General features: G+C 67.5%; 11 protein-coding genes. 5 read left to right on the top strand and 6 right to left on the bottom strand.

Annotated features, from left to right (window positions below):
• Positions 1–50 precede the first annotated feature (50 nt).
• Complete coding sequence (locus tag SNAS_RS05530) at positions 51–983, bottom strand: hypothetical protein (RefSeq protein ID WP_013016400.1); 933 nt, start codon at positions 981–983, stop codon at positions 51–53.
• A complete protein-coding gene (locus SNAS_RS05525) occupies positions 971–1,498 on the bottom strand; it encodes a SigE family RNA polymerase sigma factor (protein ID WP_013016399.1) in 528 nt (175 codons plus the stop codon). Before SNAS_RS05525 ends, SNAS_RS05530 begins: the two co-directional genes overlap by 13 nt.
• A gap of 219 nt (positions 1,499–1,717) precedes the next feature.
• On the opposite strand from SNAS_RS05525, the gene SNAS_RS05520 reads away from it, so the two are divergent.
• On the top strand, positions 1,718–2,086 hold the full coding sequence (locus SNAS_RS05520) for a PadR family transcriptional regulator (protein ID WP_013016398.1): 369 nt from the start codon (positions 1,718–1,720) through the stop codon (positions 2,084–2,086).
• Positions 2,087–2,088: 2 nt separating this feature from the next.
• Positions 2,089–3,453, top strand: coding sequence for a permease prefix domain 1-containing protein (locus SNAS_RS05515; RefSeq protein ID WP_013016397.1), 1,365 nt, complete (start codon positions 2,089–2,091; stop codon positions 3,451–3,453).
• 62 nt (positions 3,454–3,515) lie between these two features.
• Here SNAS_RS05515 and SNAS_RS05510 read toward each other — a convergent pair whose 3' ends face one another.
• The 3 genes from SNAS_RS05510 to SNAS_RS05500 form a co-directional block, all read right to left on the bottom strand.
• On the bottom strand, positions 3,516–5,126 hold the full coding sequence (locus SNAS_RS05510) for a VLRF1 family aeRF1-type release factor (protein WP_013016396.1): 1,611 nt from the start codon (positions 5,124–5,126) through the stop codon (positions 3,516–3,518).
• Positions 5,127–5,201: 75 nt separating this feature from the next.
• Positions 5,202–6,035 (bottom strand): hypothetical protein, encoded by an 834-nt coding sequence (locus SNAS_RS05505; RefSeq protein WP_013016395.1) that lies wholly within the window; start codon positions 6,033–6,035, stop codon positions 5,202–5,204.
• Between the two features lie 3 nt (positions 6,036–6,038).
• The gene (locus tag SNAS_RS05500) at positions 6,039–6,974 is read right to left on the bottom strand and encodes a LysR family transcriptional regulator (RefSeq protein ID WP_013016394.1); all 936 of its coding nucleotides are present in this window, start codon (positions 6,972–6,974) and stop codon (positions 6,039–6,041) included.
• 112 nt (positions 6,975–7,086) lie between these two features.
• On the opposite strand from SNAS_RS05500, the gene SNAS_RS05495 reads away from it, so the two are divergent.
• Positions 7,087–8,520 carry a cytochrome ubiquinol oxidase subunit I gene (locus SNAS_RS05495; RefSeq protein ID WP_013016393.1) on the top strand — a complete coding sequence of 478 codons (1,434 nt, stop codon included), beginning with the start codon at positions 7,087–7,089 and terminating at the stop codon, positions 8,518–8,520.
• Entirely contained in the window at positions 8,517–9,533 is a 1,017-nt protein-coding gene (gene cydB, locus SNAS_RS05490) for a cytochrome d ubiquinol oxidase subunit II (RefSeq protein WP_013016392.1), read from the top strand. Before SNAS_RS05495 ends, cydB begins: the two co-directional genes overlap by 4 nt.
• On the opposite strand, the gene SNAS_RS05485 is transcribed toward cydB, so the two are convergent.
• Positions 9,530–11,008, bottom strand: a complete 1,479-nt coding sequence (locus SNAS_RS05485) for an alpha/beta hydrolase (protein WP_244409115.1) — start codon at positions 11,006–11,008, stop codon at positions 9,530–9,532. The genes cydB and SNAS_RS05485 overlap by 4 nt on opposite strands.
• A 251-nt stretch (positions 11,009–11,259) precedes the next feature.
• On the opposite strand from SNAS_RS05485, the gene SNAS_RS05480 reads away from it, so the two are divergent.
• Positions 11,260–13,341, top strand: coding sequence for an APC family permease (locus SNAS_RS05480; protein WP_013016390.1), 2,082 nt, complete (start codon positions 11,260–11,262; stop codon positions 13,339–13,341).
• The last annotated feature ends 41 nt before the right edge of the window (positions 13,342–13,382 follow it).

Genomic DNA, 13,382 nt, shown 5'->3' with positions numbered 1-13,382 from the left:
CCGCGACGGTAGAGCCGTATCAGGACAGCCAGAGCCCTGATTTCCGCGCGCTATCGAACCGGATCCGACGGCAGCGCGGTGGCCAGCTCGGTCATCACGTCCATCAGCGTCGGAATCCCGGCCTTCTTCTGCTCACTGTTGATACGCACCCGAACGGCGGTGCCGTCATCGCGGTACAGCACGATCCTGCCGTAGTAGTAGGTGTCGCCGTCGTCCTTCGACACACGGGTCTCGAGCCCGCGCACGACCTCCTGCCCGGTCGAGTCGGTGACCTCCTCGCATTCGGCGGTGACCTCGTCGTAGGTTGCCTTCCCGTCGCCTTCGAGGTGTTCGCCGCAGGCGATGAGGTAGGTGGCGTCGTCGCCTCCGCCCATGTAGTCGCCCTCGGTTTCCCAGTCGGCATCCCTTGTCGAACCAGCCGTGAATCCCCCGCGGGGAATGACGTCGACGTACACGGATTCGCCGTCCGGGGAGTCGAACGTGGTGTAGTAGACGGGCTGCTTGTGGACGATCTTGTCCCCGACGGTGCTCGTGTAGTAGTCGCCACCGTTGTCCCGCATCAGTTTCCGGCCCTCGCGACTGAAGTTCACCGATTCGCCCGGATCGAGCAGTACGGAATCGCCGGCGATCAGGAAGTCGTCGAGCGCCTTGTCGTACGGTTCGAGCAGCTCGGATTCCTCGTCGGAGGACTCCGGGTAAGCGTCCCAGTAGTAGAGCTCGCCGGAGTCCAGCGCGGGAAGTTCGAAGGCGGGAGAGCCCTTCAGAGAGTCAGCCGGAGGCGACTCGTCCCCGCGCCACATACCCACCACACTGGACGCGACCAGCACCACAGCGAGGAACGACCCGACTATCGCCGCCGTGGACGCGATCCGACGGCGGCGCCGGATACGGGAGCCACGCGCCATCGCCGCGTCAACGGACGATCCGGCGGCCTCCCACGCGTCCGGCAGCGCCCGGTCGAGCAGTTCTCTCAGGTCCGGCATGGCACGACCATCCCCTCCAACGAGTACGTATCGGACAGCAGATCCCGCAGCTTTCCCAGCCCCCGCGACGTGTGACTCTTCACGGCTCCCTGCGAGCAGCGCATGATCTCGGCGGTCTCGGCCACCGACCGGTCCTCCCAAAACCGCAGCACCACCACCGCGCGCTGCCGACGGGGCAGCCGCGCCAACGCCTCCAGGATCGCCACCCGATCCGCGGTGCGAGCGTTGCTGTCCCCGGCGGCCCGCTCGGGGGTGGCACTGGTGCAGTGCTCCCGTTTGGTCCACAGCCGCGAGTACTGGGTCTTGACGGTGTTGATGACGATGCGACGCACGTAGGCGTCGAGGCTGTCGGGTTCGACCCGAAACCACACGGCGTACAGCTTCGCCAGCGCGAGTTGGACGGCGTCCTCGGCGCGGTGCATGTCACCGCACATCAAGAACGCCAACCGTCGCAGCCGGTCGAGTCGGGACGCCACGAAGTCGCGGAACTCGGAATCCGCCCTGTCATGATCCATCGACCATCCTCACCGTTTCAGCACCGGAGTCGGGTATACCCGATCGGGACCACAACAGGTTTACCGATGCAAATAGTGACATACCCCACTCTCTGGAAACCGAAGCCGGGCGGCGGGCCCGGGGGCCACCGAATCCGCGAGTTGACGATGGCGGAACCCTAGAAGTACTATGCCTAGAAGTGCTATGCCTAGATGTTCTAGGGTAAGGAGGCGCAGGGAATGCGCATCGCCAAGGATTTGGTGGCCGCCTCGGCCACGCCGTTGGTGCTGGGGATCCTGGCCGAGGAGGAGAGTTACGGGTACGCGATTCTCAAGCAGGTCAGTCAGCGGTCCGGCGGGCAGTTGGAGTGGACCGAGGGGCTGTTGTATCCGCTGTTGCATCGGTTGGAGCGGTTGGGTTATGTGGCTTCGGCCTGGCGTACTCCGGACGGGGGGCGGCGGCGGAAGTACTACAGCATCACCGAGCGGGGGCGGGCCGAGCTGGCCGAGCAGCAGCGGCAGTGGGCCGCTGTCGTGGACGCGCTGAAGGACATCTGGAACGCCTCCCGGTCTTTCGATCCGGGCACGATACCGGCGTTGGAGGGGTGACGATGACCGCTGAGAATGGTGCCGACGTGGAGGCCCAGATCGCTGAGTGGCGGGCGTACATGTTGCGGCGCCGGGCGATCCATGACACCGATGTGGACGAACTGGAGGACCATCTGCGGGGGCGGATCACCGATCTGAGTGAGACGGGGCTGCGACCCGACGAGGCGTTTCTCATCGCCGTGAAGCGGATGGGCAGCCTCAACGAGTTGTCGCGGGAGTTCGCCCGCGAGCATTCGGATCGGTTGTGGAAGCAGCTGGTGCTGGCCGGGGAGCCCGAGGCCGAGAAGGGGGGCGGACGGCGCGAGCTGTTGGCCATGATCGCGTGCGCGCTGCTCGGGGCGATCGCGATCAAGGTGCCGTCCGTGTTCGGGCTGGACTTCGACGCGGACGCGGACTTCTACGCGCGCAACATGAGCCTGTTCGCTTTGCCGCCGCTGGCCGCGTACTTCGTGTGGCGGCGCCGGGCCGGGTGGGGCGTGATCGCGGTGCTGGCGGGACTGTTCGTCCTGGGCGCCGTGGGGGCGAACGCGTATCCGTTGGCCGAGGAGGATCAGAGCATCGTGCTGACGGCGATCCACCTGCCGCTGGCGCTGTGGCTCGTGGTCGCTGTCGCCTACGCGGGCGGGGACTGGCGTTCGGACAGCAGGCGGATGGACTTCATCCGGTTCACCGGCGAGTGGTTCATCTACTTCGTCCTGATCGGACTCGGCGGCGGAGTGCTGGCCGCGTTCACGGCGGGGACCTTCGCCGCGATCGGGCTCGACGCCTCGAACTTCATCGCGTCATGGCTGGTGCCGTGTGGCGGGATGGCCGCGGTCGTCGTGGCCGCGTGGCTGGTGGAGGCCAAGCAGAGCGTCATCGAGAACATGGCGCCGGTGCTCACCCGCGTGTTCACGCCGCTGTTCGCGGCGACCATTGTGGCCGTTCTGGCCGCGATCGTGTGGACCAACAGCGGCATCGACGTGGATCGGGAGGTGCTGATCCTGTTCAACCTGCTGCTGGTCGTCGTGCTGGGGCTGCTGCTGTACTCGATCTCGGCGCGGGATCCACATGCGCCGGCCGGGGTCTTCGACTGGCTCCAACTGGCCCTTGTGGGCAGTGCGCTCGTCGTGGACGTCCTGGTGTTGCTGGCGATCACCGGCCGCATCACCGAGTTCGGTTTCACGCCCAACAAGAGCGCGGCCCTGGGCGAGAACGTCATCCTGTTCGCCAACCTGGCCGTCTCGGCCTGGCTGTTCCTGGGGATCGCCAAGGGCCGGACGCCGTTCCCGCGCCTGGAGCGCTGGCAGACCGGTTACGTCGCCGTGTACGCGGTGTGGGCGTGGATCGTCGTGCTCGTGTTCCCGCCGGTGTTCGGTTTCGCGTAAGCCCGCCGACGAGACCACGACCACGATCGGCCGGCCGTTCCCGGGAGTCGTCCCGGGGACGGTCAGTCCTCGTCCCCCAGCTCGGTGCGCGGCGTCTCCACCCCGTGTCCCAGGGCCCGCCAGGCTTCGGTGACCGTGTCGTACTCGCCTTCCGGCAGCCGGGTCAGCTCGGTCAGCAACAGGTCGGGGGCGTTGGCGGCGACGGCCATCGTGCGGATCTCCTCGGCGCTAGCCGGGAACCGGCCGGTGTCAACGTATCTGGCCAGCTGGAACCGGCCCTCCACGTCCGCGATCGTCATACCCGCCGGTGCGCTGCCGCGCTGCGGGTCGCGGTCGTTGCCACCGGGCTCGTCCTCCAGCGGGGACTCCGGGTCGCCGCGCGATGAGGTGCCGGGTCGCAGATCGGTCTCGGCCGCCATGTCGTCATCCAGTGCCCTGCCATGCCGGGTGTCGCCTCGTTCCACTGAAATCACCTCCGTTCCCAGCGGGATACCCGCCCGCCGGGAAGCCAAAACCCCAGGTAACCAGCGCAGCAGCGCCGCCAGTCCGTCGGCCTCGTCCAAGGACGCCGACGCGTCGGGCGGCAGCAGCGCGACCCGGGCCCCGTTGCCGAAGGCCAGTTCGATGAGCCGTTCGGCGGCATCGGGTTCCTCGGTCAGCTCGCCGGGTTCGGTTCCCGGCGGCAGCGTCCCGGACGGCACCACCTGCCCGTCCCCGGTGGCGCTGGCCCGCCATTGGCCGTCGCGCCGCATCAGCAGCGTCTCGGCCTGTCCCTGCTGCACGGCCTGCAAGGTCTCGTCGAGTCCCCAGGCGACCTTCTTGCGCTCCTCCGCCTGGCGCACCAACGATGTGTCGCGCTGCCGCCGTGCCTCATCCAGGTCGGGCGCGACGATGTCGGCGATCCGGGCCGGGGTGGCGGGCCCGATGGTCCGCCCGGACCGGATCCTCTCGCAGCCGGGCAGGTCGGCCAGATTGTCGAACAGCGCGTCCCGCAACTGCGGCTCACCCGCGACGACGAGGAACTCCCAACCCTGGTCGCGCGCGTGTTGCTCCACAGTGTGGTGTTTGGCCGCCAGGAACTGGCGCTGATGCTCCAGATACCGGTGCTCGAACAGATCGCGCTGCGAACCGGGCTGCTGCGGGTGCGCCGGGTTGGTGTTGGGCGGCCCCTTCATCTCGCGCCATTCGGAAACGGGCTCGGAGAACTCGATGGTCTCCAGCTCCACGGCCCGCCCGAAGCGATGGTCGACGACGCGCAGACTGTCGCCCCCGGCCACGGCGATCCCCGCCGCCAGCAACGGCTTCACGTGCGCGCGCCGATCACACACCACCAGGTCCTCCCCCAACGGCTGTTGCAGCGTGACCTCATACACCTCGTCGCCGCTCAACGGCGCGAACAACGCCCGCCCCAAACCGGAGGTCCCGGCGTCGCCGAGTCGATCCAGGTCACCGCCGATCCGGTCCAGCGTGCCGAACAGCGCCCGCTCGTACTCCCGCGACCCGTCCCGTCTCGCACTGGCGCGCAACTCGTCCATCCGATTCCGGATCCGCAACCACCACGACGGCCGCCGCGAAGCCTCCTCGGCCGGATCGACCGTGACGTATATCGACAGCACCCCGAGCGGATCGGTCAACCCCACCAGGCGCCGGATCGTCGCGTACTCCAAGGTCATCGCCACTCACTCCCCATGGTCGTGGACGTCTCCCACGGGTATTAGCCGATCCGATCCAACCCCAAACCGCCCCGCCTAAGCGCTGGCGCGCTTGCGCCCACTGTCCAGCTGATGCCGCAGATACCCGCTGATCACCCGCGCCCGATCCCGCTTGCGATCATCGGGCCACTCCCCCGCGTCCAGCAGATCGGTGAGCTGCCGGACGAACCCCGCCGGAATCCCGGCCAACCCACTGCGATCCTCCCGCCGCCCCGTCCGCCGCACCACGGCCACCGCAGCGGCGGCCGGATCGAAATCCGGGTCCCCGGCCACGGGCGCGAACGGCGTCCACGGCACCCGCGTCGTCGACCGTTTACGCACATTGGACGCCAACTGACTACTCTGTGGAGTGAACTGGCGCCCCGAGATCGTCAGCGACTCCATGATCGAGTCCAGTTTGGCTGCGACCACCGAATCACCGAACACCCCAATGAGGATCTCCACCGACGGACAAACCGCCAGCACCCCGTTCCGCGCGCACATGGCACTGTCGACGATCAGGAACGCCTCGGTCGCCGCCGCCCCGATGAGATCGGGCGTCCACTGAACCTGCCGGGCCCCGGGCTTCACCAGTTCCCCGGCCACACAACCGAAAGCCCTGGCGGCCAGCCACGGCATCCCCGCCAGGTTCGCCACCGACTCCCCGATGACCGCGACCCCCTTGCGCAACGCCTCGGGCTCGGTGGTCACCGACAACACCTGATCCAGGACCTCGTCGAACAACCCCCGGTACTCGTGCATCACCGGAGCCGACGCGGACACACCGCTCAATCCGATGTGGGTGGCGAACTCCTCGAGTTTCGAACCCAGAGCACCCAGCGCGAGAGACTTGAGGTCGTCCTCTGGGGACGCCTCGCTGACACCGACCATCCCTTAACAGTGCCACGGCCTTCGGCGCGTCCGTGCGACGGCTAAGGCTGGTGGGGTGGACAGTTGCTGTCGCAGCCGTTCGATGGTGAAGTCGCGGAATCGGCGGGCGGCCTGGGAGACGAAGGCGTCGGTGTTCCAGTACAACCGCAGGACGCGGTGGCAGTCGGGGGCGTCGAGGTGCAGCCACGCCACGTCGGTTCTGATATCGGAATAGCGGGCCTGTGACGGGTTGAGACCGATGCCCAGTCCGGTGGAAATCATGGTCTGAATCACTCCCGGTTCGTCGCCCTCGCAGCGGATCACCGGGCGCAGGCCGGCGTCGGCGAACAGACGGTCCAAAAGGGTGCGCAGCCAGTAGCCGGGGCGGGTGGTGATGAAGGGTTCGTCGGCGATGTCGGCGAGGGTGACCCGGGTTTGGTTCGCGAGCCGGTGGTGGGGTGGGACGGCTAGTAGGACTTCCTCGCGGATCACCTCCACGCCGGTGAAGGAGGGGTCGGTGAGCTGTTGGGAGGCGAGGCACATGTCGACCTGGCGGGACTGGAGCAACTGGCGCATCTCGTCCCCTGTGGCTTGGTACAGCCGGACCTCGACATCGGGGTACTCCGTCAGGAATTCCGACATCGTGTCCGTCACGGTGAGCAGGGTTTCGGAGGCTATCGCGAAGCCGCCGCGTTCGAGTCCGGCCGATTCGGTGAGTTCGCGGCGGGCGTCGTCCAGTTCGGCCAGGGCTTTGTCGACGCGGTGGAGGAAGGCGACGCCGAAGCGGTTGAGGGAGATGTTGCGGCCGCGGCGGTCGAACAGGGGCACCTTGAGTTCGGATTCCAGGCGGGCGATGGTGCGGCTCAGGGAGGGTTGGGCGATGCGGAGTCGTTCGGCGGCGCGGCTGATGTTCTCGGTGCGCGCCACCGTTTGGAAGTAGCGCAGGGCTAGTAGTTCCACCGCTTCTCCTTATTACCGGCGAGGCATGAGTATATGGCGAAATTGGTCTTGGAAAGCATAACGAATTCGCCGTACGGTCGGCTTCGATACCGACTCACCGGGAGATTCGACGATGGACACTTTGGAGCTGGCGCGGTTGCAGTTCGCCACCACCACCGGAATCCACTGGCTTTTCGTGATGCTCACGTTGGGGCTGGTGCCGTTGGTGGCGATCGTGAACACCCGGGCGGTTTTCACGCGCGATGCCGACAAGCGGGAGGGGTTGGTGCGGCTCGCGAAGTTCTGGGGGCAGCTGTATGTCATCAACTACGCGTTGGGGATCGTCACCGGGTTGGTGATGGAGTTCCAGTTCGGGTTGTCGTGGAGCGGGTTGAGCGAGTTCGCGGGCAATGTGTTCGGCGCGCCGTTGGCGTTGGAGACCATGATCGCGTTCTTCGCCGAATCGACGTTTCTGGGCATGTGGATCTTTGGCTGGGACAGGTTGCGGTTGGGGACGCAGGCGGTGCTGATCTGGTTGGTGTGCCTGACGGCGTACGCGTCGGCGTTCTGGATTCTGGTCGCGAACGGGTTCATGCAGAGTCCGGTGGGGTACGAGGTGCGGGAGGGGAGGGCGTACCTGACCGATTTCGCGGCGCAGTTGACGAACCCGAATGCCACTGTCGCGTTCGGACATATTCTGACGGCGGCTTTGCTGACCGGTGGGTTGTTCGTGGCGGGGGTCAGTGCCTTTCATCTGTTGCGGCGTACGAGGGAGCGGGAGTTCTTTCGGACGGGGTTGCGTACCGGGGTGATCGCGGCGGCGGCCTCGACGTTTCCGGTGTACATGCTGGGCGCGGCGCAGTTCGCCGTGCTCGCCGACAGCCAGCCGATGAAGTTGGCGCTACTCGCCGGTGAGGGGACCTCGGAGTTGCAGAAGGACATGGTCGAGCGGCACGGGCCCGGTGACTACGTGCCGCCGGAATGGATCGAGACGTGGCTGCACACCATGGCCAACATCGGGTATCTGGTGTCTACTTTGGCGTTGTGCGCGCTGTTGGTGCTGTTTCGGGCCCGGTTCACCCGTTCCCGGCTGTTGGCGATCGTCATGGTGCTGGCCGTCGGGGGGTTGTTCGGCCTGTACCTGGGCAGTTATCTGTTCGACACTCCCGGGCCGTACAACGAGATCATCATGCCCGCCTGTATCGCGCTGGCCGCCGTGGTGCTCGGGTTCGGGGGTCGGATCCGGCGGTGGCGTGGCCTCGGGTGGCTGCTGGTCGTGGCGATACCGCTGCCGTTCGTCGCGTCGGTGGGTGGCTGGTTGTTTCGGGAGGTGGGACGGCAGCCGTGGATCGTCTACGGCGAGCTGAAGGTGTCCGATGCCGTGTCGCCGGTGAGTTTCGGGCACATGTTGACGTCCTTGGTGATCTTCGTGGGTGTGCTCGGCGCGCTGGCGGTCACGAACTGGACGCTGATCGCCCGGTTCGCGCGCCGGGGTCCGGCGGCGTCGCAGTTGGGGGTCGCGCGCGACGAGGTACCCGTTCTCGAGACCGTTGGGAGTTCTTCATGATCCTGGAAAGCTTGTGGCTGGCGCTGTTGGGAGTGCTGCTGGGCGGGTATTTCGTCCTCGGTGGACTCGACTACGGGGCGCAGGTGCTGCGGTTGTGGCTCGGTGGCGACGAGTCCGCGCGTCGCTCTACTTTGGGGGCCTTGGGGCCGTTCTTCTTCGGCAACGAGGTGTGGCTGGTGGGCTTCGCCGGGGTCCTGTTCGGGGCGTTCCCGTTCCTGGAGGGGAAGCTGCTGTCGGGGATGTACCCGCTGTTCCTGGCGATCCTCATCGGACTCGTCGTCGGCAAGACCGCCGTGCAGTTGCGGGGCCGCGCCGACACGGTGCGGGGGCGGCGGGTGTGGGATGTGCTCGCGTTCGCCGGTGGCCTGGTTCCGGCGTGGAGCTGGGGGATGCTGGTGGCGTTGCTGCTGCGGGGTGTTCCCATCGGCGCGGACGGGCATTTCACGTTGACCGGCGCGCAGTTGGGCGAGCCGTTCGTGCTGGCGTGCGGTGCGGCGTCGACGGCGTTGTTCGTCACGCACGGGGCGGCGTTTTTGGCCGCGCGGGTGCGGGGCGCGGCGGCGGGGGCGGCGCGGGCGCTGCTGCCTCGGTTGGGGGTGGTGACGGTGGTGGCGAGTCTCGGGGCAGGTGGCATCGGGGTAGCGTCCGCTGTGGATGACGGGTTCGCGGCTCCGGCGGCGGCCGTCGCCGTGGGCGCGCTGCTGCCGATCGCGGTCGTCGCCGCGATGGTGGCATCGCGGCGGGGCTGGGCGAAGACCGCCGTGACGGCGACGGGAGTGGCGGCGCTGGTGCCCGCGTTGTTGCCGGGAGTGGCGCACTATCCCCGGTTGCTGGTGTCGACGGTGTCGGAGCGGTACTCGGTGACGGTGTCGCACGCGGCCGCCGACGTGGAGACGCTGAAACTGTTGTCGGCCTTCGGGATCGTCGTCGTGCCGGTGATCCTGCTGTACCAGGGCTGGAGCTGGTGGGCGTTTCGGGAGCGGGTGGATTCCGGCTCGCCGACGTACTTCTAGCCGGGGCGACGTCCGACGTGGTCCACTTCGTCGTATTCGCCGTTGACGATGTGGGCCATGTTGCGCAGCGAGGCACCGCCCTGCTCGAAGTACTCCGAGTGGCCACTGGAGCCGTCGGTGGTGAAGCGTTCGCCGCCGAAACTCCAGTCGTGCGGCGCGTTGCCGTGCACCTCGGTGTAGGTGACGACGTCGTTGCTGGCGGCACCGGCCCAGATGTGGTCGGAGTCCATGTGCATGTCACTGGTGTTGTCGACGCGCGGCGAGTCGATGAAGCCCTGCCGGTCCGGGGACTCGTAGCCCATGCCGGGGCTGCCCACCGCGATGATGTCGCGGGCGACCAGACCGTCGTTACTTCCCTGCTTGCCGAGCGCGTCGGCGGTTCCCACCACTGTGGAACCGTAGGAGTGGCCGATGACGGTGGTGGTTCCGGTCGGGCTGTTGGTGGCGTCCAGACCCCGGGTGAACTCGCGCAGGTCGGGGGCGCCGTCCTTGGCGTAGCCGTCCAGGACGGCGGCCGGTATGTGGTCCGGGGCGTCGTAGCCCAGCCACACGATCGCGGAGGTGTTGCCGCCGGTGGCGTCCTGCAACCGGTTCATGCTGTCGAGGTTGCCGCCCATCTTGCTGATGTCGTTGCCGGTGCCGGGAACGAAGACGGCGGTGCGGTCGGCGGTGTCGGGGTTGCCGATCGCGGCGATCACCTTCGCGTCGGAGTCGCCGTTGGGGTCGAAGCCCAGCAGGTAGATCCGGTCGGATTCCGGTCCCTTCCAGGAGTTCTGGATCCGGTCGAGCAGCTGCTGCGAGCCGTTCTCGGCATCGCCGCTGGCGATCTCGGACGCCAGGTGGTTCATGTTCGCCTGGTGCCGGGCCTCGGCCGGAATGCCGTCCAGGTTGCCGATCTGCTCGGGATGCTGGGCGATGAAGGCCTGCTTCTCGGTGTCGCTGAGCGAGTCCCACCACTCCTTCACCTCTTGTGGAGTGTCGCCCTTCCCGTCGGGGATGGCGCTCTCGCTGACGTCCATGCCGACGGCCTGCACCGCCGCGGTCGCGGTCTGGTCCGCCTCCTCGGCCATCTTCAGCGCGGCGTCGATGATCTGGCGGGCCTGCTGCGCGATGCGGTCGTTGTTCGCGGCGGTGGTGGGGTTGTCCACGACCGGGGTGGTGACGGTGCCGTCGCCGCCGATCGTGATGCCGGTTCCGCCGACGAGATCCTGCGCGTCGCCCAGCCGGTCCTTGGCCGCCTCGACGCCGGTGACCAGGTCCTCCAGCGCGGCCCGGCCCCGTCTGAACGCGTCCGAGGCGTCGTACAGAGGGGACGGTTGCGCGCCGATCAGACTCGAGGCCGCCGAGGAGTCGATGCCCGTCCACATGCCACCGGGGATGTCGGCGGCGGACTGGACCTCCCCGGCGCGGGTCGACAGGGTGCTCGACAGTCCGCCAGCCGCCTCGGCCGCTCCGGTGAGCTTCGCAGTGTCCATGTTGAGTAGCTGACTGTAGGAGACCATGGCCACCGCTCTTTCGTGGGCTGGCACGCGCTTAACCGGGATTCGGGCGTCCAGATGCGAATGAGATTAGCGTGACGAGACCATTGCTGGAACTGCCAAGTGACCGTGCTGTGGAGATTTTGTAGTGTTCAGCGGCCATTTGTCATCTAGATGCATCGATGCGTCTAAACCGGTTTCAGATAACGGCCTTATTGCGCTGGCGTAGGCATGGGAACCGCGAGACGATGGGGTACAGGTCGGCGGCGTTCTGGCCCGGAACCCACCAGCCGGCGCCCAGACCGCCGCCGACCGTCCTAAAGTTCGGATATTCTGGCCCCTTGAACACGACGCCGGAACCCGAGTACGCGATACCCGCCACCGTGGCGGCCCCGCTGCCCCACCGGCCGCCCCCCAAGGGGCTGGGCAAATGGCTGCTCAAGCACCAGGTCCACCCCGCCGGGCCGGTCAGCGACAAGACCGACGGCCACAAGCCGCAGTCGTGGTGGAAGGTCATGTGCCTCACCGGCGTCGACTACTTCTCCACGCTGTCGTATCTGCCCGGAATCGCGGTGCTGGCCGCCGGTGCGCTGTCGCCGCTGGCCACACTGTTGATCGTCGCGCTGACGCTGCTGGGCATGCTGCCGATGTACCGCCGCGTCGCCCGGGAGAGCCCGCACGGCCAGGGCTCGGTGGCGATGCTGGAAAACCTGCTGCCGTTCTGGCGCGGCAAGATGTTCGTGTTGGCGCTGTTGGGTTTCGTCGCGACGTCGTGGATCGTCACCATCACTCTGTCGTCGGCCGACGCGACGGTGCACGTGCTGGAGAACCCGTACGCGCCCGAGTTCCTGCACGGCCAGGCGGTGCTGCTGACCGTGGTGCTGCTCTTGGTCCTGGGCGGCATCTTCCTGCTCGGCTTCAACGAGGCCGTCGGCGTGGCGATCCCGCTGGTGGCGGTGTTCCTGCTGCTCAACGCCGCCGTCGTGGCCGCCGGGCTGTTCGACGTGCTAAGCCACCCCGAGTCCATGTCCCGCTGGGTGGAGGCACTCACCACGCACGGCACCGGTTTCCTCGACATCGCCGGGCCCGCGGTGCTGGCGTTCCCGCTGCTGGTGCTGGGCATGTCCGGCTTCGAGACCGGGGTGTCGATGATGCCGTTGGTCAAAGCCGAGGGCGAGACGCACGAGCGGCGGCTGGAGTCGCGCATCCGCAACACCCGCAAGCTGTTGACCACTGCGGCGCTCATCATGTCGGTGTACCTGCTGGCGACGAGCTTCATCACCACCGTCCTGATCCCGAAGAAGGAGTTCGAGGAGGGCGGCAAGGCCAGCGGCCGGGCGCTGGCATACCTGGCGCACCAGGAACTGGGCGAGTTCGTCGGCACCGCCTACGACATCTCCAGCGTGCTGATCCTGTGGTTCGCGGGCGCCTCGGCGATGGCGGGCCTGATCAACATCGTGCCCCGCTACCTGCCCAAGTACGGCATGTCACCGCAGTGGGGACAGGCGGTGCGTCCGGTCGTGTTGGTGTACACCGTGATCAGCATCGGCATCACGATCGCCTTCGGCGCCGACGTCAACGCGCAGGCCGGGGCGTACGCGACCGGGATCCTGGCGATGATGGCCTCCGGCGCGGTGGCCGTGACCATCTCGGCGGCCAAGGGCCGACAGCTGTACGCGGGCATCGGTTTCGCGGTGCTGACGCTGGTGCTGTTGTACGCGCTGGTGGAGAACATCATCGAGAAGCCGGACGGCATCGCGATCTCGGCGGCGTTCATCGGCGGCATCATCGTGGTCTCGCTGATCTCGCGGGTCACCCGCACCACCGAACTGCGCGCCGACCACATCGAGTTCGACGAGACCGCCCGTACCTTCATCACCGACACGCTCGCCCACGACGGCGCGATCAACATCATCGCGAACAAGCGCCAGGCCGGGGATCTGAACGAGTACGCCGAGAAGGAGGCCGAGCAGCGGGGTCTCAACCCGGTGCCCGGTGCCGCCGACGTCCTCTTCCTGGAGGTCGAGGTCATCGACCCGTCGAGCTTCAGCGACGTGCTGCGGGTGTGCGGCGTCGAGAAGGACGGCCACCGCATCCTGCGGGTGCAGAGCCCGGCGGTGCCCAACGCGATCGCCGCGATCCTGCTGGCGCTGCGCGACGCGACCGGCGTCAAGCCGCACTGCTACTTCGAGTGGTCGGAGGGCAGCCCGGTGGGGCACCTGCTGCGGTTCCTGATGCTGGGACAGGGCGACGTGCCGCCGATGGTGCGAGAGGTGCTGCGCACCAGCGAACCCGAGAAGGCGCGGCGACCGGGCATCCACGTGGGCTGACCTGCGCCGGATGTCAGTGGCGGCCAACGGTTTCGGCGTTA

Origin of the sequence: Stackebrandtia nassauensis DSM 44728, from assembly GCF_000024545.1 — a bacterium.
GTDB lineage: Bacteria > Actinomycetota > Actinomycetes > Mycobacteriales > Micromonosporaceae > Stackebrandtia > Stackebrandtia nassauensis.
This window is presented reverse-complemented; position numbering and strand designations above follow the sequence as displayed.

Coding starts and splice junctions, on each gene's coding strand:
- SNAS_RS05530 (WP_013016400.1), bottom strand. CDS start 983: ATGCCGGACCTGAGAGAACTGCTCGACCGGGCGCTGCCGGACGCGTGG.
- SNAS_RS05525 (WP_013016399.1), bottom strand. CDS start 1,498: ATGGATCATGACAGGGCGGATTCCGAGTTCCGCGACTTCGTGGCGTCC.
- SNAS_RS05520 (WP_013016398.1), top strand. CDS start 1,718: ATGCGCATCGCCAAGGATTTGGTGGCCGCCTCGGCCACGCCGTTGGTG.
- SNAS_RS05515 (WP_013016397.1), top strand. CDS start 2,089: ATGACCGCTGAGAATGGTGCCGACGTGGAGGCCCAGATCGCTGAGTGG.
- SNAS_RS05510 (WP_013016396.1), bottom strand. CDS start 5,126: ATGACCTTGGAGTACGCGACGATCCGGCGCCTGGTGGGGTTGACCGAT.
- SNAS_RS05505 (WP_013016395.1), bottom strand. CDS start 6,035: ATGGTCGGTGTCAGCGAGGCGTCCCCAGAGGACGACCTCAAGTCTCTC.
- SNAS_RS05495 (WP_013016393.1), top strand. CDS start 7,087: ATGGACACTTTGGAGCTGGCGCGGTTGCAGTTCGCCACCACCACCGGA.
- cydB (WP_013016392.1), top strand. CDS start 8,517: ATGATCCTGGAAAGCTTGTGGCTGGCGCTGTTGGGAGTGCTGCTGGGC.
- SNAS_RS05485 (WP_244409115.1), bottom strand. CDS start 11,008: ATGGACACTGCGAAGCTCACCGGAGCGGCCGAGGCGGCTGGCGGACTG.
- SNAS_RS05480 (WP_013016390.1), top strand. CDS start 11,260: ATGGGGTACAGGTCGGCGGCGTTCTGGCCCGGAACCCACCAGCCGGCG.